Source organism: Dankookia sp. P2 (genome assembly GCF_050632255.1).
GTDB lineage: Bacteria > Pseudomonadota > Alphaproteobacteria > Acetobacterales > Acetobacteraceae > Paracraurococcus.
Window position 1 is genome coordinate 3,156,249 of the sequence record NZ_CP192581.1, and the last position, 21,197, is coordinate 3,177,445.

The following is a 21,197-nucleotide window of genomic DNA, read 5'->3' on the forward strand; positions in this document are numbered from 1 at the left end:
ACGTCGAAGCATGGGCCGCACGGATTTCACGCGGATGCGCTGCCCCGTGGCCCGCTCCATGGCGGTGCTGGGGGAACGCTGGGCCATGCTGGTGCTGCGGGAGGCCTTCTACGGCACCACCCGGTTCGATGAATTCGAGCGGCACCTGGGCATCGCCCCCAATATCCTCTCGGCCCGACTGAAGGACCTCGCCGAGCACGGGTTGCTGGAGAAGGTGCCGCTGCCCGCGCCCCGCACCGCCGGGTCGCGGCACGAGTATCGGCTGACCGAGTGCGGCCGCGACTTCTTCCCGCCTACCTGGCGCTGAAGGCCTGGGCGGACCGCTGGATGGCCGGGCCGGAAGGTCCCTCGGTCCTGCTGCAGGATGCCGTCACCGGTCGCCCGGTGGAGGTGCCACCGGCGCTGTCCACCGCCGGCACGCCGTTGCGGCCGGAGAATGTCCGCATCCTGCCCGGCCCGGGCGCCAGCGCGGCGATGCGCGCCCGCTTCGGCGGGGAGGCGTCGCATGGCTGACGGATCCGCCGCGACGGCCAGCCTGGTGCCCTCGCCGCCCGCCCTGCCGGTGGTGATGCGCCGGGTCCTTACGCTCGCCGCCCCGACCACGCTCGTGGCCGCCGTGCAGGCGCTCTGCCAGTTGGTGGAGCCCTGGCTGGCGGCGCGGCAGGGCACCGCGGCGCTGGCTGGCTGGGCCGTGGTGCTGCCCTTCGCCCTGCTGCTGCAGCAGATGTCGACCGGCGCGATGGGCGGCGGCGTGGTCTCCGCCATCGCCCGCGCACTGGGGGCGAAGCGGCAGGAGGAAGCCGCGGCGCTGGTCATCCATGCCGTGGTCATCGCGCTCGGCTTCGGCCTGGTCTACGCGGTGCTGCTGGCCGGCTTCCCGCGGCAGATCCTCTCGCTGATCGGCGGGCCGGAAGCGGCGGCCGCGGCCTCCGGCTACTGCGCCTGGCTGTTCGGCGCCGGGGCGATCCCGGCCTGGCTGGCCAATACCCTCGCCTCCGTCCTCCGCGGCGGGGGCGGCATGCGCTTGCCTCCCGCGTGCTGCTGGTCGCCTGGCTCTGCTACCCGCCTCTGGCCTGGCTGCTGATGGAACCCGCCGGGCTCGGCATGGCCGGGGCGGGGATCGCCTTCGCCCTGGTGATGACGGCGGCGACGGCGGGCATGGCCCTGGTGGTGCTGCGCGGCGGCGCCGGCTTCCACCCGACGCTCCGGGTCAGGCTGCAGCGGGCGCTGTTCGGCCGCATCCTCTCGGTCGGGCTGATCGCCTGCGTCATGGCCACGATCGCCAACCTCACCACCATCCTGGTCACCGCCCGCATCGCGTCCTACGGCGCCGCGGCGGTCGCCGCCTATGGCGTCTCCGCCCGGCTGGAATTCCTGATGGTGCCGCTCGCCTTCGGCGTCGGCTCGGCGCTGACGGCGCTGGTCGGCCGGGCGGTCGGGGCGGGGGACTGGGTGACGGCACGGCGCACCGCCTGGGCCGGGGCGCTGATGGCGCTGGCGGTGACGGCCACGGTGGGCCTGGGCGTCGCCATCTTCCCGGGCGCCACCGCGCGCGCCTTCAGCACCGACCCGGTGGTGGTCGACATCGCCACGCGGGCGCTGTCCATCATCGGCTGGGCGCTGCCGGGCTTCGGGGTCGGCATGGCGCTCTACTTCGCCGCCATGGGCGCGGGTCGGATGCGCGGGCCGGTGGTCGCCGCCTGCTCCCGCATCCTCCTCGCGGTCGGCGGCGGCTGGGTGCTGGGGGACTGGCTCGGATCTCGGGCTGGAAGGCCAGTTCGTCGCCGTGGCGCTCGGCATCAGCGCCTATGGGCTGATCACTGCGGCGGCGGTGCGGCCGGGGGTCTGGTCGTCGCCCGGGCGGTGACATGGCGAAAGGATAGAAGGAAGAATCATTCCCACACGGCAGATTGATTTCTAAATACCGGCTTCCGCCAGGGGGACCGCCTGCCCATGTCCGTGAGCCCGACCGAAACCCGCCCGCCGCTGCCGGGCGAGCCGGCCCCCTGGTTCCAGGCCGCCTCGGCGGCGAACCCGCGCTTCGCCTTCTCCAGCGTCGCCGGCCGATACACGCTGCTGGCCTTCGTCGGGCCCGCCGATGGCCAGCCGGCCGCGGCCGCCGACCGGGCCATGCAGGCGCTCCGGGCCGAGGGCCTGCTCGACGACGCCAACCGCTGCGCCTTCCTGCTGACGCTCGGGCCGCCCGCACCGGGCGGGCCGCAGGACCGGATCCCCGGCCTGCGGGTCCTGGCGGATGCCGCCGGCGCGACCTATCGCGCCTATGGCCTGCTGCGGCCCGACCCGGCGGGGGCCGAGCCGCTGATCGGCCTGGCCGCCTTCCTGCTCGACCCGCTGCTGCGGGTGATCGCCGCCGCCCCGCTTGAGCGGATCGGCGAACTGGCGACGCTGCTGCGGCAGCTGCCGCCGCCGCACCTGCATGCGGGGCAGGAGACGCCCGCCCCGGTGCTGCTGCTGCCCCGGGTCTTCGAGCTAGAACTCTGCCGCCGCTTCATCGACCTCTATGCCCGGACCGGCGGAGACGACAGCGGAACCATGGTCGAGCGGGACGGCAGGACGGTCGGCATCATCGATTACAGCCACAAGCGCCGCTTCGACTGCGTGATCGAGGATGCGGACCTGCAGGCCACCATCCGTGCCCGCGTCGCCCGCCGCCTGGTGCCGGAGATCCGCAAGGCCTTCCAGTTCGAGGTGACGCGGATCGAGCGCTACATCATCGCCTGCTACGACGCGGCGACCGGCGGGCACTTCGCCGCGCACCGGGACAACACCACGCCGGGCACCGCGCATCGGCGCTTCGCGGTCACCATCAACCTGAACGACGATTTCGACGGCGGGGATCGTGGTTTCCGGAATTGGCCCGCGCCGCTACCGGCCGCCGGCGGGCGGCGCAGTGGTCTTCTCCTGCTCCCTGCTGCACGAGGCGACGCCGGTGACGCGCGGCACCCGCTACGCCGTGCTGCCCTTCCTCTACGACGACGCCGCGGCGCGGATCCGCGAGGCGAACCTCGCCTCGCTCGCACCGGCGCCCCTCGCCGCGGCTGCCGCGCAGGGCTAGCCTCGGGGAAAGCGACCCCGAGGAACGCCCCGCCATGACCAGCACGCCCGCCCCCGGCCACGCCGCCATCATCGGCTTCGGCCTGATGGGCTGCGACATCGCCGCCATCTTCCTGGCCGGGGGCTGGCGCGTCACGGCGGTGGAGCCGGACCGCGCCAGCTGGCCGACCCGGCTCGACCGGGTGACGCTCTCGCTGTCGCAGCTCGGCGGCGCGGCGCGGCGGGTGGATGCGCTCGACCTCGTCGCCTCGCTCGACGACGCCGGCTTCGCCGACGCCGACGTGGTGATCGAGGCGGTGCCCGAGAAGCTCGAGATGAAGCGCGCGGTCTTCGCCGAGCTCGACCGGTTGGTGCCGGCCGGCATCCCGATCGCCACCAATGCCTCCGGCTTCCGCGTCACCGACATCGCCGAGGGCTGCGCGACCGCGGCGCGGATGGCGAACCTGCACTTCTTCCTCCCCGCTCATCTCGTGCCAGGGGTCGAGGTGGTGAAGGGCGAGCGGACCGCGGAGGCCACCTGCGAGCGGCTGGCGGAGATCATGGCGGGGCTCGGCCGGGTGCCGATCCGCGTCGCACGCGACGTGCCGGGCTTCCTCGCCAACCGCATCCAGCACGCCATGGTGCGGGAGGCCTTCAACTGCATCGACGAGGGGCTGGCGACGCCGGAGGACGTGGACAAGGCGGTGCGCTTCACCTTCGGCATGCGGATCATGGGCGCCGGGCCGATCCTGCAGAAAGAGCTGGCCGGGCTCGAGACCCAGGTGGCGGCGGCGAGCACGATCTACCCGTCGCTCACCAACCGCACCGCGCCGGGCCCGACCATCATGGGGCTGGTCGAGGCGGGGAAGCTCGGCGCCAAGACCGGCGAGGGGTTCTGGCACTGGACGCCCGAGAGCACGAAGGAGGCACGGGCGAAGTACGAGCGGATGCTGCTGGCGGCGCTGGAATTGCTGAAGCGGGAAGGATGAAAAAGCCGGGGAGAAGGTATTCTCCCCGGACCCTTCATCTATTTCTGTGAGTCTTGCACGGGGCGGGAACACCCGTTTCCCTCCCCGGCCTTGCCTCAGCCACGCGACAACTCCTGCTCGACCAGCGTGGCGAAGTAGCTCGCCCCCACCGGCAGCATCGCGTCGTTGAAGTCGTAGGCAGGATGGTGCACCGGCACGCCGCCCTTCTCCGGCCCCTGCTGCCCCATCATCACGAAGCAGCCCGGCCGCTTCAGCAGCATGAAGGAGAAATCCTCCCCGCCCATGATCGGCGGGCTGTCCTGGATGACGCGGGCTTCGCCCAGCACCTTCGCCGCCGCCAACGCGGCGCGGCCGGTCTCCGCCTCGTGGTTCACCGTCGGCGGATAGAGCCGCGAATAGACCACCTCGGCCGTCGCCTCGTGCGCCGCCGCGGTGCTCTCGGCGACCTGGGCGATCAGCTTCTCCATCATGTCGCGCGTCTCCGGCCGCAAGGTGCGGACGGTGCCCTTCAGCTTGGCGACGTCGGGGATGACGTTCATCGCGCTGCCGGCATGGAACATCGTGATGCTCAGCACGGCGGAATCCAGCGGGTCGGTCCGCCGCGCCACCAGCGCCTGCAGCGCCACGAGCACATGCGCGCCGACCAGCACCGAGTCCACGGTCACGTGCGGCCGCGCCGCATGGCCGCCGATGCCGCGGATGGTGATGGAGACGCGGTCGGAGGCCGCGAGGATGACGCCCGGGACCACCCGCGCCTCGCCCAGCGGCAGGGTCGGGTCGTTGTGGATGCCGTAGACGCTGTCGCAGGGGAAGCGCTCGAAGAGCCCTTCCTGCACCATGACGTTGCCGCCGCCGCCGCCTTCCTCCGCCGGCTGGAAGATGAAGTGGACGGTGCCGTCGAAGTTCTTCGTCTCGGCCAGGTACTTCGCCGCGCCGAGCAGGGTGGCCGTGTGCCCGTCATGGCCGCAGGCATGCATCTTCCCCGGCACGGTCGAGGCATGCGGCAGGCCGGTCTGCTCGGTCATCGGCAGGCAGTCCATGTCGGCGCGGAGGCCGATGGAACGCCCGCTGTCGCCGTTCCGCAGGGTCCCGACCAGGCCGGTGGTGGCGATGCCTCTCGTGACCTCGATGCCCCATTCCGCCAGCTTCGCCGCGACGATGTCGCTGGTCCGCCGTTCCTCGAAGCCAAGCTCGGGATGGGCGTGGAAATCCTGCCGCCACTCGGTCATCTCGGCGGCGAAATCGGCGATGCGGTTGACGATGGGCATGGGGGCCTCCAGAGGGGGTGCCAAGCAAGCGCAACCCCGGCCGCGTGTCGAGGCACGAGGGCTTGGGCCGGTTGCGGCGCCCGGTCCTCCGGGCCATGTTGCCGGAAAGGGAGCGCCCATGAACGACACCTTCCTCGTCGGCAATGGCGCCGGGTTTTCCGGCGACCGGGTCGACGCCCCCATTCCCGTCATGCGCAGCCTGGTCGCGCGCGGCCTGCCCGCGGCACTGTTCTTCGAGACGCTGGGCGAGCGCACCGTGGCGCTGGCGCAGCTCGAGCGCCGGCGCGACCCGGAGCTCGGCTACGAGCCGATGCTGGAGCGGCTGCTGGAGCCGGTGCTGCGCGACTGCGTGACGCACCGCATCCCGATCCTCGGCAATTTCGGCGCGGCCAATCCCGCCGCCGCGGCGCGACTGGTGGCGCGGCTGGCGTTGCGGCTGGGTCTGCCGGAATGCCGCATCGCCGTGGTCGGCGGCGACGACGTCAGTTCCTCCATCGCGCTTGACCAGCTGCCGGTGCACGAGGCCGACGACAGCATCGACACGAAGTCGGCGCGGCTGGTTGCGGCCAACGCCTATATCGGCGCCGAGCCGCTGGTGGAGGCGCTGCGCCAGGGGGCCGACGTGGTGGTCGCCGGGCGGACCTCCGACCCCGCGCTGGCCATCGCGCCGCTGGTCCACCATTTCGGCTGGTCCTTCGAGGATTGGGAGAAGCTGGCGGTGGGCGCCGCCTGCGGCCACCTGCTGGAATGCGGCAGCCAGGTCACCGGCGGCGTCTTCTGGGACCCCGGCTTCAAGGACATCCCCGACCCCGCCAATATCGGCTTTCCCATCGCCGAGGTGACGCGGGACGGCGGGCTGGTCATCACCAAGCCGGAGGACACCGGCGGCATCGTCGACCTGCGGACGATCAAGGAACAGCTGCTGTACGAGCTGCACGACCCCGCGCGCTACATCACGCCGGACGTGGTGCTGGACATCTCCGGCTGCAGCGTGGAGCAGGTGGGCAAGGACCGCGTCGCGGTGCATGGGCTGCGTGGCCGGCCACGGCCCGATACGCTGAAGGTCACCGCCTGCTTCGAGGGCACCTGGCTCGGCGAGGGCGAGGTCTCCGTCGCCGGGCCCAACGCATTGGCGCGGGCGAAGGCGACGGCGGAGGTGCTGCAGCAGCGGCTCAGGTTGCGCGGCCTCCCGGTGCGGGCGCGGGTCGACCTGATCGGCATCGGCTCGGTGCTCGACAGCGATGCCGGCACGCTCTGGCGCAGCTATGACGGGCCGGAGCCGCCCGAGCTCCGCATCCGCCTCGCCGCCGAGGGGCCTGATCGCGACGCGGTGGACCAGGCGGCGCGGGAGGTCCTCGCCTTGCTCTGCTGCGGCACGGCGGGCACCGGCGGCGCCCGCTGGCGCCTCACGCCCCGCATCCTGACGCGGAGCTACCTGGTGCTGCGGGAGAGGGTGCCGACCAGCGTCCTGGTACGGGCCGCGCGGGAGATGGTGTGATGACGGAGATGGTCGAGGTCCCGCTGCATGCGGTCGCCCACAGCCGCGCCGGGGACAAGGGCAACCGCGGCAACCTCTCGCTGATCCCCTACGATCCCGCGCTCTACTCCCTCCTGGCCGAGCAGGTGACGGAGGAACGGGTGCTGGCGCTGTTCGCCCATCGCGGCGCGACCAAGGTCACCCGTTACGACCTGCCGCGGCTAGGGGCCTTCAACTTCGTCGTCGACGACGTGCTCGAAGGCGGGGTCAACGGCAGCCTCAACCTCGACGGCCATGGCAAGACGCAGTCCTTCCGCTTGCTGTCGCTGACCGTCTCCGTCCCGCGCGAATTGTTGCAGGGCTGAACCCCACCGGCAGCGGGGCGTTGCCCCGTTGCATGACGTATTTCCTTTTCGCCACGGGCATCGAGAACAGCGACCCCAAGATCGACAACGGCCGCATCCGCCGCGACCAGATGGCGGAATGCGGCCATTACGACCGCTGGCGCGAGGACCTGGCGCTGGTGCAGGAGATCGGCTGCAACTTCCTGCGGATCGGGCCGGCGCTGCACAGCACCCTGCTCGGCCCAGGCCGGCACGACTGGGCCTATGCCGACCAGGCCTTCGCCGAGCTGCGGCGCCTGCGCATCGTGCCCATCGTCGATCTCTGCCATTTTGGCGTGCCGGACTGGATCGGCGACTTCCAGAATCCCGACTTCCCCGCGCTCTTCGCCGCCTATGCGCGCGCCTTCGCCGAGCGCTTCCCCTGGGTGCAGCTCTACACCCCGGTGAACGAGATGTTCATCACCGCCGTCTTCTCCGCCCGCTACGGCTGGTGGAACGAGCAGCTGGCCACCGACCGCGGCTTCGTCACCGCGCTGAAGCATGTCGTCAAAGCCAATATCCTGGCGATGGAGGCAATCCTCGAGGTCCGCCCCGATGCGCTCTTCATCCAGTCCGAAAGCTCGGAATACTTCCATGCCGACAGCCCCGCTGCGATCGGCCCGGCCGAGATCCGCAACGCCGAGCGCTTCCTCTCGCTCGACCTCAATTACGGCCGGCGGGTCGACAGCGGGATGTACCAGTACCTGCTCGACAACGGCATGACGCGGGCGGAGTACGACTTCTTCCTGACCCACCGGCTCAAGCGCTGGTGCATCATGGGCAACGACTACTACGTGACGAACGAGCACCTGGTGGCGGCGGATGGCCACACGCGCGCCTCCGGCGAGATCTTCGGCTACGCCACCATCACCCGGCAATACTACGACCGCTATCGCCTGCCGGTGATGCATACCGAGACCAACCTGCGCGAAGGCTCGAACGGCGACGAGGCGGTGTTCTGGCTGTGGAAGCAGTGGGCCAACGTGCTGCGCGTCAGGAATGACGGCGTGCCGGTGGTGGGCTTCACCTGGTACTCCCTGACCGACCAAGTGGACTGGGACGTGGCGCTGCGGGAGAAGCGCGGCCAGCCCAACCCGCTCGGCCTCTACGACCTCGACCGCAGGATCCGCCGCGTCGGCACCGCCTACCGCAAGCTGATCGCCGATTGGCGGGACGTCGCTGCCGGCGCAGAGCCTCTGCCTGCAGGTGCCGGTGCTGATGCCCATCGACCAGGATGGATGGCCGCCGGGCGAGGGTCCGCCGACCGCCTGATTTGACGCTGCCGCATGCGCGAGCGCTTTCATCCGCCCACCGGACGAAGGGGGGGCGGCATGGCCGCGACGGAGGACGCGATGGCGCTGGCCGAGGGCTTCGATTTGCGGGCCCTGCCGCCATCCTTCTACGACGACCCCTACCCCACCTACCGCGCGCTGCGGGAGGCGGCACCGGTGAAGCGCATGCCGGACGGCTCGGTCCTGCTGACGCGCTGGGCCGACCTCGACCGGGTCTACCGGGACACGCACACCTTCTCCTCCGACAAGCATGCCGAGTTCGCGCCGAAATACGGCGCGACCCCGCTCTACGAGCACCACACCACCAGCCTCGTCTTCAACGACCCGCCGCTGCACACCCGGGTCCGCCGGCTGATCATGGGCGCGCTGACGCCGCGTGCCATCGGCGGGATGGAACCGGCGCTGGTCGCGCTGGTGGACCGGCTGCTGGACGCGATGGCCGAGAAGGGCGAGGTGGACCTGATCGAGGATTTCGCCGCCGCCATTCCGATCGAGGTGATCGGCAACCTGCTCGGCGTGCCGGTCGAGGAACGCGGGCCGCTGCGCGACTGGTCGCTGGCGATCCTCGGCGCGCTGGAACCCGTGGTGACGCCGGCAGCCGCGGCGCGCGGCAATGCCGCCGTGACCGAGTTCCTGGACTACCTCCGCGGCCTCGTCGCCCGCCGCCGCGCGGCGCCGCTCGACCCCGCCACCTGCGTGCTGACGCGGCTGATCCAGGGCGAGGAGAGCGGCGACCGGCTGACCGAGCCGGAGCTGCTGCACAACTGCATCTTCCTGCTGAACGCGGGGCACGAGACCACCACCAACCTGATCGGCAACGGGCTGGAGGCGCTGCTGCGCCACCCTGCGGAGAAGGCGCGGCTGCTGGCCGAGCCCGGGCTGATCGGCAGCGCGGTCGAGGAAGTGCTGCGCTACGAAAGCTCGAACCAGCTCGGCAACCGCGGCGTGACCGCGCCCTGCGAGATCGGCGGCGTCGCGCTCGAGCCCGGCACCCTCGTCACGCTCTGCATCGGCGCCGCCAACCGGGACCCGGCGCAATCCTCGACCCGGAGCGCTTCAATGTGGGCCGCACGCCAAACCGGCACCTGGCCTTCGCCGCCGGGGCGCATCAATGCGCCGGGCTGGCGCTGGCGCGGCTGGAAGGGCGAATCGCCATCGCCCGCTTCCTGGCGCGCTTCCCGGGCTACGCGCTCTCGGCGCCGCCGGTGCGGGGCGGGCGGGCGCGGTTCCGGGGGTTCCTGAAATTGCCCGTCAGGCTCGGCTGAAGGCAAGATTGGGGAGGGAAAGGGTATTCCCTCCCCAAGCCCCACCTTTCCCTTTTTTGAGTCGGGTGCCGCCGCGTGGCGGGTGCCAGCCTCGGAAAAATAGATGAGGGGGCCTGGGGGAGAATACCTTCTCCCCAGCCTTCTGCCGGAGAGACCCCAAGGATGCCCATCCCCCGCCGCGCCCTGCTTGCCGCCTCCCTGCCCTTCGCCGCCCAGGCCCAATGGGCGCCGGACCGGCCGCTGCGCTGGATCGTCGGCTATCCCGCCGGCGGCGGCACCGACGTGCTGGCGCGGCTGCTCGGCAGCGCGATGGGCCCGAAGCTCGGCCAGCCCGTGGTGGTGGAGAACCGCCCGGGCGCCGCCACCAATATCGGCGCCGAGGCCGCGGCGCGGGCCGAGCCGGATGGCCTCACCGTCTTCACCGCGGGGAACGAGACGCTGGTCTTCAACCCCGCGCTCTATCGCTCGCTGCCCTTCGACGTGGACAGGGATCTCCGGCTGCTTGGGCTGATGGCGCGCTTCCACCTGGTGGTCGCGGTCCGCACCGCCTCGCCCGCCACCACGCTGCGGGCGCTGCTGGACCGGGCGAAGGCGGCGCCCGGCACGGTGGACTACGGCAGCCCCGGCATCGGCAGCCCGCACCACCTGGCGATGGAACGCCTGGCGCGGGATGCCGGCGTGAAGCTGAACCACGTGCCCTATCGCGGCATGGCGCCGGTGCTGAACGACCTGATGGCCGGCACGGTGGAGGCGGCGGTGGTGGACCTGGCTGCGGGCGGGGAGGCGCTGCGCTCCGGCCGCATCCGCCCGCTCGCGCTCTGTTCCGCGGCACCCCAGGCCGCGCTGCCCGGCGTGCCGGTGGTGGCCGAGGCCGCGGGTCTGCCGGGCTTCGAGGCCTATGCCTGGCAGGGGCTGACCGCCCCCGCCCGCACGCCGGATGCCGCCGCCACGCGGCTTGCGGCGGCGCTGGCCGAAACCCTGGCCGAAGCCCCGGTGCAGGCCCGGATGCGGGAGATCGGGCTGGAGCCGCTGACGGGCGGCGCCGCCGAATACCGCGCCCGGATCGACGCAGAGCGCGCCATCACCTGGCCGCTGATCAAGGCGCTGGGGCTGACGCTGGACTGAAGGCCGGGCCACAGGGGGAAGAAGTCTCCTTCCCCGGCCTTCCCATCAGTCCAGCGGTTCGAGCCGCACGATCGACGCCCCATGGTTGCTTCCGGCCCAGAAGGTCGCCGGCTTGCCCTCGGTGACGAAGACCCGGCGGATATTGGTCGGCCGCGGCAGCAGGTATTCGACGAACTCGCCGGTCGCCGGGTTCAGCCGCGCCACCTTGTCGGTGACCATGGACCCCGTCCAGGCCTCCCCGTTCGCGTCGGGCATGACGTCATAGGGGAAGAACCAGGGGTGGGCGGCTTCCATTCGCGGAAGCTCTCGGTCCTCGGGTCGAACATGGCGATGTTGCCGGCCTTCCACTCGCCGACCCAGAAGCGCCCTTGCGCATCCAGCGACCCGCGCCGCGGCGAGCTGTCCGCCGTCGGCGTCGGCCAGGTCTGGATGCGGCCGGTCTTCGCATCGACGCGCCCGACATCGCCGCGGCCGAAGACGGTGAAGAAGACGTTGTTCTCCGGGTCGGTCGCCAGGTCGTAGATGTTCGGGCTGGGGATGGGGAAGGGCTGGAAGACCTCGATCTCGCCGCTCGCCACGTCCATCCGGTAGATCGAATAGGTGCCGCTGTCCTCGATCCAGACCTTGCCGTCGACATGGCTGTGCCGCGGCTCGACCTCGGTCGTCTGGGTGCTGTCGCGGTTAAGGCGCGCGGGCAGCGGGTACATGCGGAAGGTCTCGGTCCGCGGGTCGAAGCGGGCGACGCCACCCTGGTAGGACAGGCCGAGCCAGAGATTGCCCTCGCGGTCGGCCCGCAGCGCCAGCGAGCCCTTCGGGCTGTCCGGCTTCAGCGTCGGGATGGTCCATTCCTTGGTCTCGCCGGTCCGCGGGTCGAGCCGCCCCAGCACCTGCTCGGTGAAGGAGTTGTACCAGACCATGCCGTCGGCGGTGACGATGACGTCGTGCGGCTGCCGCGTCGTCTCCGGCAGGTCGTATTCGGTGACCACCATGCGGGTGGCGCGGCCGCTCGGGCGGGGAAGGGCGTCAGCTTGAAGTCGAAGCCCTCCTTCTGCCGCAGGTTGTGCTGCGCCAGGTAGGCCGCCTGCCGCTCGAAGACCTTCCGCCGCGCGGCCTGGGCGGCGGCGGACTGGTTGGCGACGCGGTCCTGCACCAGCACCTGCGGCCGCAGCAGCGACGATGCCTGGGCATAGCCCGCCATCCGCAGCTGGACGTCGACGAACCCCGCGGCGTCATGGTCGGAGAACAAGGGCTGCTTCAGCGTGTGGCAGTTGGTGCAGTTCTGCAGGAAGTGCTTGTCGGCATCGCCGCCCGGCAGGCTCTCGATCCATTCGGCGTTGGAGAGCTGCATCGCCAGCTCGGTGGTCGGCTTCAGGGTGAGGTTCGCGGTGACCGGCGCCGCCGTCAGCGCGACCGTCTCCGGCCCGGCCAGGTCCCAGCCGGCGGCGCGGACCGAGAGTTCGGTCGGCCCCGCCGCCAGCCGCCCGGCGGGGAAGGCGAAGCGCCCTCGGAATCGGTCACGACGGTGACGGTGATGGTGCTGCCGGCGGCGCGGGCATTGACCAGCACGCCGCCCATCGGCCCGTCCTCGGCCGAGCGGACGGTGCCGCTGAGGCCCTGGGCAAGGGCCGCGCCGGACCAGCACAACACGGCAAGGACGGGCAGGCCCCATCGGGCGGGCACAGGATGCATGGACAACCCTCCGCTCCGGCGTCGTGCGCCGGTTGGGGAAGCCTAGGGCCGCCACGGCCCGGCTGGAAATACCCGCGGACCGGCGCGCCCGGTTCAGCGCCGGCCGAACAGCGCCAGCCCGGCGCCGAGCATCGCCACGCCCGCAGTCAGCGGGCCGAAGCCGCCGAAGCCGTAGCCGGCCATCATCCAGCCGCCGAGCGAAGCCGCCCCAGCCAGCCGAAGCTGGCCGAGGTGACGTTGAGCCCCAGCACGGTGCCGCGCACCTCGTCCGGCACGTTGGCCATCGCCGCCATCAGGCTGGGCCGGGCGATGGCGTTGAGGAAGACATACCCGAAGCCGAGCGCCACTGTCGGCACCAGCCCGGCCTGCCAGCCGAACAGCGCCACCGCCACCAGGCCGGAGGCCGCCATGGCCGCGGCGAAGGTCAGCATGCGGTCGCGCAGCCGGTCCGCCGGCTGCCCGCCGATGATGGTGCCGCCGATATTGCCCAAAGCGAAGAGCGCCAGCGGCACCGCCACCTGGCCGAGCGAGAGCTGGTAGGTCGATTGCAGGAAGGTGGCGAAATAAACTGCGGTGAGGCCGTAGCAGATCCGCTCCGCCACCCCCATCGCCAGCAGGTTCAGCACGCGCGGCGACAGCGCGGCGCGCAGGCTCGGCGCCGCGGCGCCCGCCTTGCGCGGCCCGTCCACCGGCCTGAGCGTGGTGAGGAACAGCGACGCCGCGGCGACCAGCGCCAGGGCCGCGACGCACAGGTTCACCCCCGCGCCAGCCGATCAGAGTTCCGATCGCCGCCGCCGCCGGCACGCCGACCAGCAGGGTCAGCGACTGCCCGGCCATGACCCAGCCGAGCGCCCGGCCGCGCTGCCGGTCCACGGTGCGGGCCGAGGCCTCGGCCATCAGCACCCCCGTGAAGGCCCCGGCGCAGCCGCCGGCGAAGGTCGACCACAGCGCCGCTTCGGCATAGCTGCCGGCGCGGGAGACCAGCACCATGAACAGCGCCAGGCCGACCGGCCCGCCGATCAGGAAGGGTCGCCGCCCCCAGCGGTCCGACCCCGCCCCGGCGAAGAGCGAGGCAGCGCCCCAGGCAATCGAGGTCAGCGCCATCAGGTTCGCCACCAGCGCGAGCGAGGTGTCGAGGTCGCGCGCCATGTCGATCAGGAAGGGCGCCCGGGTGGTGCCGGAGGAGGAGGCGGCGAACATCCCGAGGCAGGCCGCCACCAGCAGCGCCCAAGGCATCCGCGGCATGGCGGGGCCAGGACCAGCAGGAAGACCGGAGGCCGCGACCTGCGGCGGCGCGGGGGTGGGCACGTCCAGGGCGGGAGGCATGCCGGATGTTCTAGGCGGGATGGCGCCCAGGCGGGAGGGGCTGTCGACCGGTGCCCCCGGCGCCCTGCAAGCCCCGGTCGCCCCGAGTGGAAACACTCAGGGCCTGAAGCGCCGGGCGAGGCAAGCCTGGTTCAGTCGAACATGTCGGGCTGGGTCGCCGCGATGTGGTCGTACAGCGTCTGGAAGTGCAGCCAGCCGATGAAGTCGCTGCCGACATGCTCGCGGCTGTAGGCCGCCGTCTTGTCGGAGAGCAACTGCGGCTTGATCCCAGTCGCCTCGACCAGCAAGCTGCTGCTGGCAGGCGCGTTCCAGCGCGATGAACCAGAAGGCGGCGTCGTCGATGCTGTGCTGGCTGCTGGTCAGCAGGCCGTGGCTCTGGTGCAGGATGCCGCGGTTTCGACCCATCTCCTTGGCCACCGACCAGCCGCTCTCGCGCTCCACCGCCACGGCCCCGCCGAGGCGCCGATCACCGCATGGTCGTTGTAGAAGGCCGCGGCGTCCTGGCTGATCATGTCGAGCTTGCGGCCGGTGGCGCACCAGGCGGTGCCGTAGGTGGTGTGCGCGTGGCACATCGCCATCACCTCCGGGTACTCCTCATGCACTGCGGCATGCAGCACGAAGCCGGCGCGGTTGATGGCGTAGCGGCCCTCCACCACCCGGCCCTCGTGGTCGGCCAGGATCAGGTTCGACATCTTCACCTGGGAGAAGTGCACGCACATCGGGTTGGTCCAGTACAGCTCCGGGTGCTCCGGGTCGCGCACCGTCAGGTGGCCGGCGAAGCCGTAGTCGAAGCCGTGCATGGCGAAGGCCCGGGTCGCCGCGACCAGGTGCCGCTTGCGGTACTCCCGCTCCTCGGCGAAGGAGGCGAAGCTCGGGATCTCCGGGAAGATCAGCCCCTCCTGCTCGGGCTGGTAGATCGAGATGCGGTTCCTGCCCGGGACATTGTCGAGCATCGGCGGTTTCCTCCTGGCCATGCGGCGATGCGTCAATCTCGGCAAAGCCGGCCCGGTTGACAAACGCGCAGTGTTCAACCCGTCATGAATCCGATTCACGGGTCATGCATGCGCCAGCTTCCCAGCTTCTCCGCCCTGCGCGCCTTCGAGGCGGCCGCCCGCCTGGAAAGCTTCGCCCTGGCGGCAGCGGAGCTGCATCTCAGCGCCTCCGCCGTCAGCCACCAGATGCGGGCGCTGGAGGCGCAGCTCGGCCAGGGCCTCTTCACCCGCCGCAGCGGCCAGGGGTGGAGCCGACCGCGGCGGGGCGGCAGTTGCTGGCCCGGCTGACGCCGATCCTGGACGAGCTGGAGGCCGCCTGCGCCGCGCTGCGGCCGGAGCCGGCCGCCGAGGCCGCCCCGCTGGCACTGCACTGCGTGCCCTCCTTCGCCGCGCAGTGGCTGGGGCCCCGGCTGCCGGGCTTCCTGGCGCGGCACCCGGGCATCACCCTCCGGCTCACCGCCAATGCCGATCCGGTGGACATGGCACGGCAGCGGGGATCGACCTCGCCATCACCTATGGCGTGGCGCCGGCCCAGCCGGGGTGGTGGCCGAGCCGCTCGGCCCGGAACTGGTCACCGCCCTGGCGGCCCCGGCGCTGCAGGCCCGGCTCGACCTGACCGGCCCCGCCCTGCCGGCGGGGCTGACACTGATCGAATCGGCGGTCAGCCCGGTACGCTGGGAGGAATGGCTGGCGCTGAACCGGCTCGGCCCGCCAACGGCGTCGCCGCGCCCCTCCTTCGACCGGGCGGCGATGGCGATCGCCGCGGCGGCGCAGGGGTGGGCGTGGCGCTCGAGAGCACCCGGCTGGCGGCCGGGGAGCTGGCACGGGGCGAGCTGGTGGTGCTCGGCGGCGGGCGGTTCCGCGGCCTGCCACGCGTGCTGCACCATCTCTGCACGCGGGCGGCGCAGCGCGGGGTGCCGAGGATCGCAGCCTTCCGGGCCTGGCTGCTGGAGGAGGCGACGACCCAGTAGGGAGGCTGGGGAGAAGGTATTCTCCCGTTGGACGCATGCGTCCAACCTCTCATCCATCTTTGCCAGTCGGCAGCCGGTACGTAGGGAAGGCCAAGCTCACAAGAAGGAAGGGTAGGCTCCGGGGAGGAAACACTTGTTCCCTCCTGATCTTCTACGCCGCGCAGGCCTGTCGCAGCGCGTCATGCGCCCCGCCGAGCGCCTGCAGCGCCACCCGGCTGCGCTTGGCCACCGTCAGCAGCGCGCCGAGCTCGCGCGGCTGGCGCAGCAGCGCCAGCGCCACCCGGCCCGGCGCTGGCCTGCCATCCGGGGTGAGCCCGATCGCCGCAGACCGCGGCAGCACCTCCTCGGCGGTGTCGGCCACCGCCCGCAGCGCGGCGAAGGGCAGCTGCCGGCTGGCAGCGAAATGCGCCGCCGCCTCGGTCTCCAGGTCCACCACCAGGGCGCCGGTGGCAGCGCGCAGGGCGCGCTTCCGCGCCGGCTCCCCCACCACGCCCGGGGCGCCGGCCACCATGCCCAATCGCGCCCCGCAGCGCCGCGCCAGCGCCGCCGACCAGCCGAGATCCGCGGCATAGGCGCCGCCCGGGCCGCGCACCCGCGTCGCCACCACCAGGTCGCCGCAGATCAGGGACGGGTCCAGCCCGCCGGCGATGCCGAAGCTGAGCACCCCGGTCAGCCCCTCGGGCGCCCGCAGCAGCAACGCCCGCAGCCGGACCGGATCACCACCGCTGACGATCACCGGCATCTCCCGGGGGAGAAGCGCCGCCTCGGACCGCATGCCGACGACGGCAAGGATCGAGGAGAGGGGCATGGACAAGGGTGTCCTCCGGTGATGCTGCACTGCATTATAGGCAGCTAAGGAGCGTCTCGGGCAGCCGCTTATTCACATTCTGGCCGCGGTCTGCGGCCGCTCCCGCTCACCTGCCCGCGATCATAGCCCGTGCTGCACCTGCTGCGTGTTGCTCTGCTGCAGGTTGCGTATTCGTGCCAACGCCCAGAGCGGGAAGAGCTGCGCATAGCCGTGGTAGCGCAGGTAGAAGACGCGCGGGAAGCCGGTGCCGGTATAGTCTTCCTCCGGCCAGGAGCCGTCCTCGGCCTGCCGCGCCAGCAGCCAGGCGGCGCCGCGCTCGACCGCCGGATCCTCGACCGCGCCGGCCGCCATCAGCGCCAGCAGCGCCCAGGCGGTCTGGCTCGCGGTGCTCGGGCCCATGACCATGTCGGCATCGGCGCGGGTGCCGCCGCGGCGGGGATAGGTGAAGCCGTCCTCGCCCCAGCCGCCATCCGGGTTCTGGCAGGATGTCAGCCAGGCGACCGCCTTCCGCATCGCCGGGTGCTCCGGCGGGAGGCCGGCGGCGTTCAGCGCGGTGACCGCCGACCAGGTGCCATAGACGTAGTTGACGCCCCAGCGGCCATACCAGGATCCATCCGGCTCCTGCTCCGCCAGCATGTAGTCGATTGCCTCGCGCACCGCGGGGTGTCCGGCCCCTGGCCGAGCTGCGCCAGCATTGCCAGGCAGCGCCCGGAGACGTCCGCGGTCGGCGGGTCGAGCAGCGCGCCGTGGTCGGCGAAGGGGATGCTGTTCAGGTGGTGGTGGGTGTTGTCGGCATCGAAGGCGCCCCAGCCGCCGCCCTTCGACTGCATGCCAAGCACCCAGTCGGTCGCCAGCGAGATGGACCGCGCTACCGCCGGGCCGGAGGCGCCGAGCTGCTTCTCCGCCCGGTCGAGTGCCAGCACCACGACGGCGGTGTCGTCGACATCGGGATAGTGCGGGTTGGCATACTGGAAGGCCCAGCCGCCGGGTGCGACGCCCGGCCGCGCCTCGGCCCAGTCGCCGGCGACATCGGTGATCTGCCGCTCGAGCAGCCAGGACAGGCCGCGGGTGACCGCCGCCTCGGCCGCCGGCTCGCCGGTCTCCAGCAGGGCGTGGCTGACCAGGGCGGTGTCCCAGATCGGCGACAGGCAGGGCTGGACGTATGTCTCCCCTGGGGTCTCGTCCGCATCCGGCCGGTCCATCACCAGCTTCTCGACCGCCGCCCAGGCGGTGACCAGCCGTGGGTCGTCCTCGGCCACGCCCAGGCAATGATACATCCAGATGGCATTGGCCATGGCTGGGTAGATGGCGCCGAGCCCGTCCTCGCCGTTCAGCCGCTCGGTGACGAAGGCCTCCGCCTTGGCCTCGGCCCGGGCGCGGATGCTGGCGGGAAACAGGTGCTGGGTGCGCTGCAGCTCCTTGTCCAGCCGCGCGAAGATGCCCTTCCAGGGCTGCGCCGCATGGGCGCCGCCAGGCCAGCGCTTCACCTGCTCGGGCGGGGTGCGGAACAGCCCGCGCAGCGAGACCTCGATCGGCGCCAGCGGCGGCGGCCGCCGCGCCATCACCACGGTCAGCGGCACCAGCACGGTGCGGGCCCAGTAGCTGACCTTCGAAAGGTGGAAGGGGAACCAGCGCGGCAGCAGGGTCAGTTCCGGCGGCATCACCGGCACGGCGTGCCAGGGCACCTGGCCGAACAGCGCCAGGGTCGCCCGGGTGAAGACGTTGCAGCGTTCCGCCCCGCCGGCCGCCAGGATCGCCGCCCGGGCGCGCAGCATGTGCGGCGCATCCTCGGCATCGCCGATCAGCCGCAGCGCGAAATACGCCTTCACCGAGCAGGAGATATCGAGCGGCCCGCCATGGAACAGCGGCCAGCCGCCGCCGCAGGTCGCGGCTTCCTGCGCCTGGAGGCGGCGGAGATAGCGGCCGATCCGCGCTTCCCGCGCCGGGTCCTGCCGGCCGAAGAAGCGACGGAGCATGACGTACTCGGCCGGGATGGTGGCATCGGCCTCCAGCTCGAAGACCCAGTGGCCGTCGGCCTGCTGGCGCCGCAGCAGGTTGCCGGTGGCGCGGCCGATGGCGGCGTCCAGCGGCGACCGGTGGGGGGCGGTGAGGGTCTCGGCCAGCGAAAGGTCCGGCCGCGCCGCCACCGCGGCTAGGTCCTGCATCGTCGACAAGGCGAACACTTTCTCCTCGCCAGCCCCACCCTGCCCGGGGGCACGGCGCGGCATGACTCCATTCCAGATCGAATACGTCGGTTTTTGCGCTTGCGAAGGGCGGAAGGCGTAGGTGGTGCGACTTTAATGCGGCAGTGTGGCTTGATTCGGCGAGGAATTGGATCCGGCATCCGTGCGTGGACCCGCCTCGCCCTTCCACATGCCGCCGCGGCCGCGCCACTCGGCCAGGGCCGAGTCCAGCGTGAACGCCATGTAGGCGGCAGCGATGCCGGGCAGGGCGAGGCCGCGCAGCGGCGAAGGCCGGATCGCCGCAATGTCGGCGCGAAAGCCACAGCCATCGCCGCCCAGGCCAGGGCGCCGAGCCAGGCGGCGGTGCCGGCGGCGAAGAGGGCGAGCAACGGCGGCGCTAGGAAGACCAGCGCCAGGGCGGCGATCATCCCGGCCAGCGCCACGACCTGATAGCCGAGCTGGGCATAGGCGGTCCGCGCCACCATCCGCCGGATCGGCCCGACATCCTCGTAGGGCCGCAGGCTGTCCACCCGGTCCGTCAGCCCGGTCCAGATCGGCCCCACCGCCTTCATCCGCCGCGCCAGGGCGCAATCGTCGATCAGCGCGCCGCGGATCGGCGCCAGGCCGCCCGCCCGCTCGAAGGCCGTGCGGTCGAGCAGCACGCAGCCGCCGGCCGCCGCCGCCGTGCGGGCGCGCGGGTCGTTCGACCAGCGGAAGGGGTAGAGCATCTGGAAGAAGAAGATGAAGGCCGGGATCAGCCAGCGCTCGGCCGGGCTCTCGCAACGGAGCCGGGCCATGAGCGAGACCAGCACCCGATCCTCGGCAACCGCGCGGCGCACCAGCATCCGCAGGCTGTCGGGCGCATGGCGGATATCCGCATCGGTGAAGAGCAGGTAGTCCGGCGCGCCCGGCACCGCCCGCAGCCCCTGCTCCAGCGCCCAGAGCTTGCCGGTCCAGCCCGACGCCCGCGCCCCGCCCTGCACCACCAGCAGCCGCGGATCGCCGGCCGCGGCGGTGCGGGCCAGGTCGCCGGTCCCGTCGGTGGAGCGGTCATCGACCACCACCAGCCGGAACGTGCCGGGATAGTCCTGCGCCAGCAGGGAGGTGACGGTGGCGCCGATCGTCTCCGCCTCGTCCCGCGCCGGGACGATGGCGGTCACGCCCGGCCAGGAAGCGGGGTCGGGCAGCCCTGCGGCGCCGCTGTCGTCATCCCGCGCCAGCCAGAACATCCCCCGCCCGAGCAGCAGCACGGACCAGGCGAGGCAGGCCGCCATGCCGATCAGCAGCGCGGTCACCGCAGCATCCCCTGCTCGCGGAACCAGGCCACCGCATCCGCCACCCCTCCTGCCAGGGCCGCGCCCGGTAGCCCAGCACCGCCTCCGCCTTGGCCGAGGAGAAGTACATCCGGTGCCCGGCCATCCGCAGCCCGTCGAGGGTCAGCATCGGCTCCCGCCCCGTCACCCGCGCCGTCGCCTCCGCTCCCAGCGCCAGCGGCCAGAGCGGCCAGCGCGGCAGCCGCACCGGCCGGCGATGGCCGAAGATCGCGGCGATCCGCGCCAGCAGGTCGCCGAGCGGGACATCCTCGCCGCCCAGGATATGCCGCTCGCCGATCTCGCCCCGGGTCAGCGCGGCGACGCAGCCGGCGGCGACGTCCTCGACATGCACCAGGTTCAGGCCGGTATCGAGATAGGCCGGCATCTTCCCCCGCGCGGCCTCCTGGATGATCCGCCCGGTCGGCGTCGGCCGGCGGTCGCGCGGGCCGATCGGGGTGGAAGGGTTGACGATGACGGCGGGCAACTTCTCCTCCGCCGCCAGCCGCTCGACCAGTCGCTCCGCCTCCGTCTTGCTGCGCTTGTAGGGGCCTATCGCCTCCTCCGGCCTTGCGGCATCGGCCTCGGTCGCCGGGGCGCCGTCGGCGCGCGGCTTCAGCGTGGCGACAGAGGAGACATGGACGACGCGGCCGCAGCCCTCGGCCAGGGCGGCGCGCATCACCGCCTCGGTCCCCGCCACGTTCACCGCCATCATCCGCGCCGGGTCGGGCACCCAGATGCGGTAGTCCGCGGCGCAGTGGATGACGGCGGCGCAGCCGCGCACGGCGGCGGCGAGCGAGGCCGCATCGGTCAGGTCGCCGGGGCAGTAGTCCACCGGCACGCCGTCCAGCACGTCCCGCGGCGTGCCGGGCCGGGCCAGGGCGCGGACCTCGTATCCCCCGCCACCAGGGCGCGGGCGATCGCGGAGCCGAGGAAGCCGGTCCCACCCGTCAGCATCACGCGATCCGCCATGCACCCCCGCCCCGCATCGGAGCAGGGTTGTGGCCTGGCCGCCGCCGGTTTTCCAGCCGGCTTGATCGGGGCCCCGGTCGCCCGCCCCCGGCG

At 72.2% G+C, this 21,197-nt stretch carries 24 protein-coding genes and 3 pseudogenes; 14 read left to right on the forward strand and 13 right to left on the reverse strand.

Features of this window, described 5'->3' with window-relative positions; all coding sequences use genetic code 11:
- Positions 1-10 precede the first annotated feature (10 nt).
- The 6 genes from ACQ86J_RS18710 to ACQ86J_RS18735 are packed head-to-tail and all read left to right on the forward strand — an operon-like array spanning position 11 to position 4,043.
- Positions 11-307 carry a winged helix-turn-helix transcriptional regulator gene (locus tag ACQ86J_RS18710; RefSeq protein ID WP_431272255.1) on the forward strand — a complete coding sequence of 99 codons (297 nt, stop codon included), beginning with the start codon at positions 11-13 and terminating at the stop codon, positions 305-307.
- A complete protein-coding gene (locus tag ACQ86J_RS18715; protein ID WP_431272256.1) occupies positions 271-513 on the forward strand; it encodes a hypothetical protein in 243 nt (80 codons plus the stop codon). Before ACQ86J_RS18710 ends, ACQ86J_RS18715 begins: the two co-directional genes overlap by 37 nt.
- Positions 506-1,084 carry an MATE family efflux transporter gene (locus ACQ86J_RS18720; protein WP_431272257.1) on the forward strand — a complete coding sequence of 193 codons (579 nt, stop codon included), beginning with the start codon at positions 506-508 and terminating at the stop codon, positions 1,082-1,084. Before ACQ86J_RS18715 ends, ACQ86J_RS18720 begins: the two co-directional genes overlap by 8 nt.
- Entirely contained in the window at positions 1,036-1,914 is an 879-nt protein-coding gene (locus ACQ86J_RS18725; protein WP_431272258.1) for an MATE family efflux transporter, read from the forward strand. The genes ACQ86J_RS18720 and ACQ86J_RS18725 overlap by 49 nt, the downstream gene beginning before the upstream one ends.
- A gap of 39 nt (positions 1,915-1,953) precedes the next feature.
- Positions 1,954-3,114 (forward strand): hypothetical protein, encoded by a 1,161-nt coding sequence (locus ACQ86J_RS18730; RefSeq protein ID WP_431272259.1) that lies wholly within the window; start codon positions 1,954-1,956, stop codon positions 3,112-3,114.
- Positions 3,111-4,043, forward strand: a complete 933-nt coding sequence (locus ACQ86J_RS18735; protein WP_431272260.1) for a 3-hydroxyacyl-CoA dehydrogenase family protein — start codon at positions 3,111-3,113, stop codon at positions 4,041-4,043. The genes ACQ86J_RS18730 and ACQ86J_RS18735 overlap by 4 nt, the downstream gene beginning before the upstream one ends.
- Before the next feature lie 95 nt (positions 4,044-4,138).
- Here the strand turns inward: ACQ86J_RS18735 and ACQ86J_RS18740 are convergent, their stop codons facing one another.
- On the reverse strand, positions 4,139-5,311 hold the full coding sequence (locus ACQ86J_RS18740; protein WP_431272261.1) for a M20 aminoacylase family protein: 1,173 nt from the start codon (positions 5,309-5,311) through the stop codon (positions 4,139-4,141).
- A 118-nt stretch (positions 5,312-5,429) separates the two neighbouring features.
- Between ACQ86J_RS18740 and ACQ86J_RS18745 the strand changes: the two genes are divergently transcribed.
- The 6 genes and pseudogenes from ACQ86J_RS18745 to ACQ86J_RS18770 all read left to right on the forward strand — a co-directional run bounded on the left by ACQ86J_RS18745 (position 5,430) and on the right by ACQ86J_RS18770 (position 10,853).
- On the forward strand, positions 5,430-6,809 hold the full coding sequence (locus ACQ86J_RS18745; protein ID WP_431272262.1) for an acyclic terpene utilization AtuA family protein: 1,380 nt from the start codon (positions 5,430-5,432) through the stop codon (positions 6,807-6,809).
- Positions 6,809-7,153 (forward strand): AtuA-related protein, encoded by a 345-nt coding sequence (locus ACQ86J_RS18750; RefSeq protein ID WP_431272263.1) that lies wholly within the window; start codon positions 6,809-6,811, stop codon positions 7,151-7,153. Before ACQ86J_RS18745 ends, ACQ86J_RS18750 begins: the two co-directional genes overlap by 1 nt.
- Before the next feature lie 32 nt (positions 7,154-7,185).
- A complete protein-coding gene (locus tag ACQ86J_RS18755) occupies positions 7,186-8,448 on the forward strand; it encodes a family 1 glycosylhydrolase (protein ID WP_431272264.1) in 1,263 nt (420 codons plus the stop codon).
- Positions 8,449-8,898: 450 nt separating this feature from the next.
- Positions 8,899-9,438 (forward strand): annotated as a pseudogene (locus ACQ86J_RS18760) (cytochrome P450); the annotation flags it as partial.
- A gap of 86 nt (positions 9,439-9,524) precedes the next feature.
- Positions 9,525-9,728 carry a cytochrome P450 gene (locus tag ACQ86J_RS18765; protein WP_431272265.1) on the forward strand — a complete coding sequence of 68 codons (204 nt, stop codon included), beginning with the start codon at positions 9,525-9,527 and terminating at the stop codon, positions 9,726-9,728.
- Between the two features lie 162 nt (positions 9,729-9,890).
- Entirely contained in the window at positions 9,891-10,853 is a 963-nt protein-coding gene (locus tag ACQ86J_RS18770) for a Bug family tripartite tricarboxylate transporter substrate binding protein (RefSeq protein WP_431272266.1), read from the forward strand.
- Between the two features lie 45 nt (positions 10,854-10,898).
- Here the strand turns inward: ACQ86J_RS18770 and ACQ86J_RS18775 are convergent, their stop codons facing one another.
- From ACQ86J_RS18775 to ACQ86J_RS18810, 8 genes and pseudogenes are all read right to left on the reverse strand, one after another.
- Positions 10,899-11,072 (reverse strand): hypothetical protein, encoded by a 174-nt coding sequence (locus tag ACQ86J_RS18775; RefSeq protein WP_431272267.1) that lies wholly within the window; start codon positions 11,070-11,072, stop codon positions 10,899-10,901.
- Positions 11,045-11,770, reverse strand: coding sequence for a virginiamycin B lyase family protein (locus tag ACQ86J_RS18780; protein WP_431272268.1), 726 nt, complete (start codon positions 11,768-11,770; stop codon positions 11,045-11,047). Before ACQ86J_RS18780 ends, ACQ86J_RS18775 begins: the two co-directional genes overlap by 28 nt.
- Positions 11,680-12,201 carry a hypothetical protein gene (locus tag ACQ86J_RS18785; RefSeq protein WP_431272269.1) on the reverse strand — a complete coding sequence of 174 codons (522 nt, stop codon included), beginning with the start codon at positions 12,199-12,201 and terminating at the stop codon, positions 11,680-11,682. The genes ACQ86J_RS18780 and ACQ86J_RS18785 overlap by 91 nt, the downstream gene beginning before the upstream one ends.
- A 53-nt stretch (positions 12,202-12,254) precedes the next feature.
- A complete protein-coding gene (locus ACQ86J_RS18790) occupies positions 12,255-12,542 on the reverse strand; it encodes a carboxypeptidase-like regulatory domain-containing protein (RefSeq protein WP_431272270.1) in 288 nt (95 codons plus the stop codon).
- A 182-nt stretch (positions 12,543-12,724) separates the two neighbouring features.
- Positions 12,725-13,300 carry an MFS transporter gene (locus ACQ86J_RS18795; RefSeq protein ID WP_431272271.1) on the reverse strand — a complete coding sequence of 192 codons (576 nt, stop codon included), beginning with the start codon at positions 13,298-13,300 and terminating at the stop codon, positions 12,725-12,727.
- 61 nt (positions 13,301-13,361) lie between these two features.
- Positions 13,362-13,868 (reverse strand): annotated as a pseudogene (locus ACQ86J_RS18800) (MFS transporter); the annotation flags it as partial.
- 96 nt (positions 13,869-13,964) lie between these two features.
- A complete protein-coding gene (locus ACQ86J_RS18805) occupies positions 13,965-14,273 on the reverse strand; it encodes a hypothetical protein (protein ID WP_431272459.1) in 309 nt (102 codons plus the stop codon).
- Positions 14,228-14,821: a class II aldolase/adducin family protein gene (locus tag ACQ86J_RS18810; protein WP_431272272.1), complete on the reverse strand. Its 594-nt coding sequence runs from the start codon at positions 14,819-14,821 to the stop codon at positions 14,228-14,230. The genes ACQ86J_RS18805 and ACQ86J_RS18810 overlap by 46 nt, the downstream gene beginning before the upstream one ends.
- A 108-nt stretch (positions 14,822-14,929) precedes the next feature.
- Here ACQ86J_RS18810 and ACQ86J_RS18815 point away from each other — a divergent pair, with 108 nt between their 5' ends.
- A complete protein-coding gene (locus ACQ86J_RS18815) occupies positions 14,930-15,148 on the forward strand; it encodes a LysR family transcriptional regulator (RefSeq protein WP_431272273.1) in 219 nt (72 codons plus the stop codon).
- Positions 15,106-15,831 carry a hypothetical protein gene (locus ACQ86J_RS18820; protein ID WP_431272274.1) on the forward strand — a complete coding sequence of 242 codons (726 nt, stop codon included), beginning with the start codon at positions 15,106-15,108 and terminating at the stop codon, positions 15,829-15,831. The genes ACQ86J_RS18815 and ACQ86J_RS18820 overlap by 43 nt, the downstream gene beginning before the upstream one ends.
- A 151-nt stretch (positions 15,832-15,982) precedes the next feature.
- Here ACQ86J_RS18820 and ACQ86J_RS18825 read toward each other — a convergent pair whose 3' ends face one another.
- From ACQ86J_RS18825 to hpnA, 4 genes and pseudogenes are all read right to left on the reverse strand, one after another.
- Positions 15,983-16,639 carry a hypothetical protein gene (locus ACQ86J_RS18825; RefSeq protein WP_431272460.1) on the reverse strand — a complete coding sequence of 219 codons (657 nt, stop codon included), beginning with the start codon at positions 16,637-16,639 and terminating at the stop codon, positions 15,983-15,985.
- Between the two features lie 120 nt (positions 16,640-16,759).
- Positions 16,760-18,804 (reverse strand): annotated as a pseudogene (shc, locus tag ACQ86J_RS18830) (squalene--hopene cyclase).
- On the reverse strand, positions 18,792-20,117 hold the full coding sequence (locus ACQ86J_RS18835; RefSeq protein WP_431272275.1) for a glycosyltransferase: 1,326 nt from the start codon (positions 20,115-20,117) through the stop codon (positions 18,792-18,794). Before ACQ86J_RS18835 ends, shc begins: the two are co-directional and overlap by 13 nt.
- Positions 20,029-20,985, reverse strand: coding sequence for a hopanoid-associated sugar epimerase (hpnA, locus tag ACQ86J_RS18840; protein ID WP_431266706.1), 957 nt, complete (start codon positions 20,983-20,985; stop codon positions 20,029-20,031). Before hpnA ends, ACQ86J_RS18835 begins: the two co-directional genes overlap by 89 nt.
- Between the last annotated feature and the right edge of the window lie 212 nt (positions 20,986-21,197).

Excerpts from the sequence above, each read along its gene's own strand:
- ACQ86J_RS18710 (WP_431272255.1), top strand. The coding sequence starts at position 11 with ATGGGCCGCACGGATTTCACGCGGATGCGCTGCCCCGTGGCCCGCTCC.
- ACQ86J_RS18720 (WP_431272257.1), top strand. The coding sequence starts at position 506 with ATGGCTGACGGATCCGCCGCGACGGCCAGCCTGGTGCCCTCGCCGCCC.
- ACQ86J_RS18730 (WP_431272259.1), top strand. The coding sequence starts at position 1,954 with ATGTCCGTGAGCCCGACCGAAACCCGCCCGCCGCTGCCGGGCGAGCCG.
- ACQ86J_RS18735 (WP_431272260.1), top strand. The coding sequence starts at position 3,111 with ATGACCAGCACGCCCGCCCCCGGCCACGCCGCCATCATCGGCTTCGGC.
- ACQ86J_RS18740 (WP_431272261.1), bottom strand. The coding sequence starts at position 5,311 with ATGCCCATCGTCAACCGCATCGCCGATTTCGCCGCCGAGATGACCGAG.
- ACQ86J_RS18745 (WP_431272262.1), top strand. The coding sequence starts at position 5,430 with ATGAACGACACCTTCCTCGTCGGCAATGGCGCCGGGTTTTCCGGCGAC.
- ACQ86J_RS18750 (WP_431272263.1), top strand. The coding sequence starts at position 6,809 with ATGACGGAGATGGTCGAGGTCCCGCTGCATGCGGTCGCCCACAGCCGC.
- ACQ86J_RS18755 (WP_431272264.1), top strand. The coding sequence starts at position 7,186 with ATGACGTATTTCCTTTTCGCCACGGGCATCGAGAACAGCGACCCCAAG.
- ACQ86J_RS18770 (WP_431272266.1), top strand. The coding sequence starts at position 9,891 with ATGCCCATCCCCCGCCGCGCCCTGCTTGCCGCCTCCCTGCCCTTCGCC.
- ACQ86J_RS18775 (WP_431272267.1), bottom strand. The coding sequence starts at position 11,072 with ATGGTCACCGACAAGGTGGCGCGGCTGAACCCGGCGACCGGCGAGTTC.
- ACQ86J_RS18780 (WP_431272268.1), bottom strand. The coding sequence starts at position 11,770 with ATGGTCTGGTACAACTCCTTCACCGAGCAGGTGCTGGGGCGGCTCGAC.
- ACQ86J_RS18785 (WP_431272269.1), bottom strand. The coding sequence starts at position 12,201 with ATGCAGCTCTCCAACGCCGAATGGATCGAGAGCCTGCCGGGCGGCGAT.
- ACQ86J_RS18790 (WP_431272270.1), bottom strand. The coding sequence starts at position 12,542 with ATGCATCCTGTGCCCGCCCGATGGGGCCTGCCCGTCCTTGCCGTGTTG.
- ACQ86J_RS18805 (WP_431272459.1), bottom strand. The coding sequence starts at position 14,273 with ATGGGTCGAAACCGCGGCATCCTGCACCAGAGCCACGGCCTGCTGACC.
- ACQ86J_RS18810 (WP_431272272.1), bottom strand. The coding sequence starts at position 14,821 with ATGCTCGACAATGTCCCGGGCAGGAACCGCATCTCGATCTACCAGCCC.
- ACQ86J_RS18815 (WP_431272273.1), top strand. The coding sequence starts at position 14,930 with ATGCGCCAGCTTCCCAGCTTCTCCGCCCTGCGCGCCTTCGAGGCGGCC.
- ACQ86J_RS18825 (WP_431272460.1), bottom strand. The coding sequence starts at position 16,639 with ATGCCCCTCTCCTCGATCCTTGCCGTCGTCGGCATGCGGTCCGAGGCG.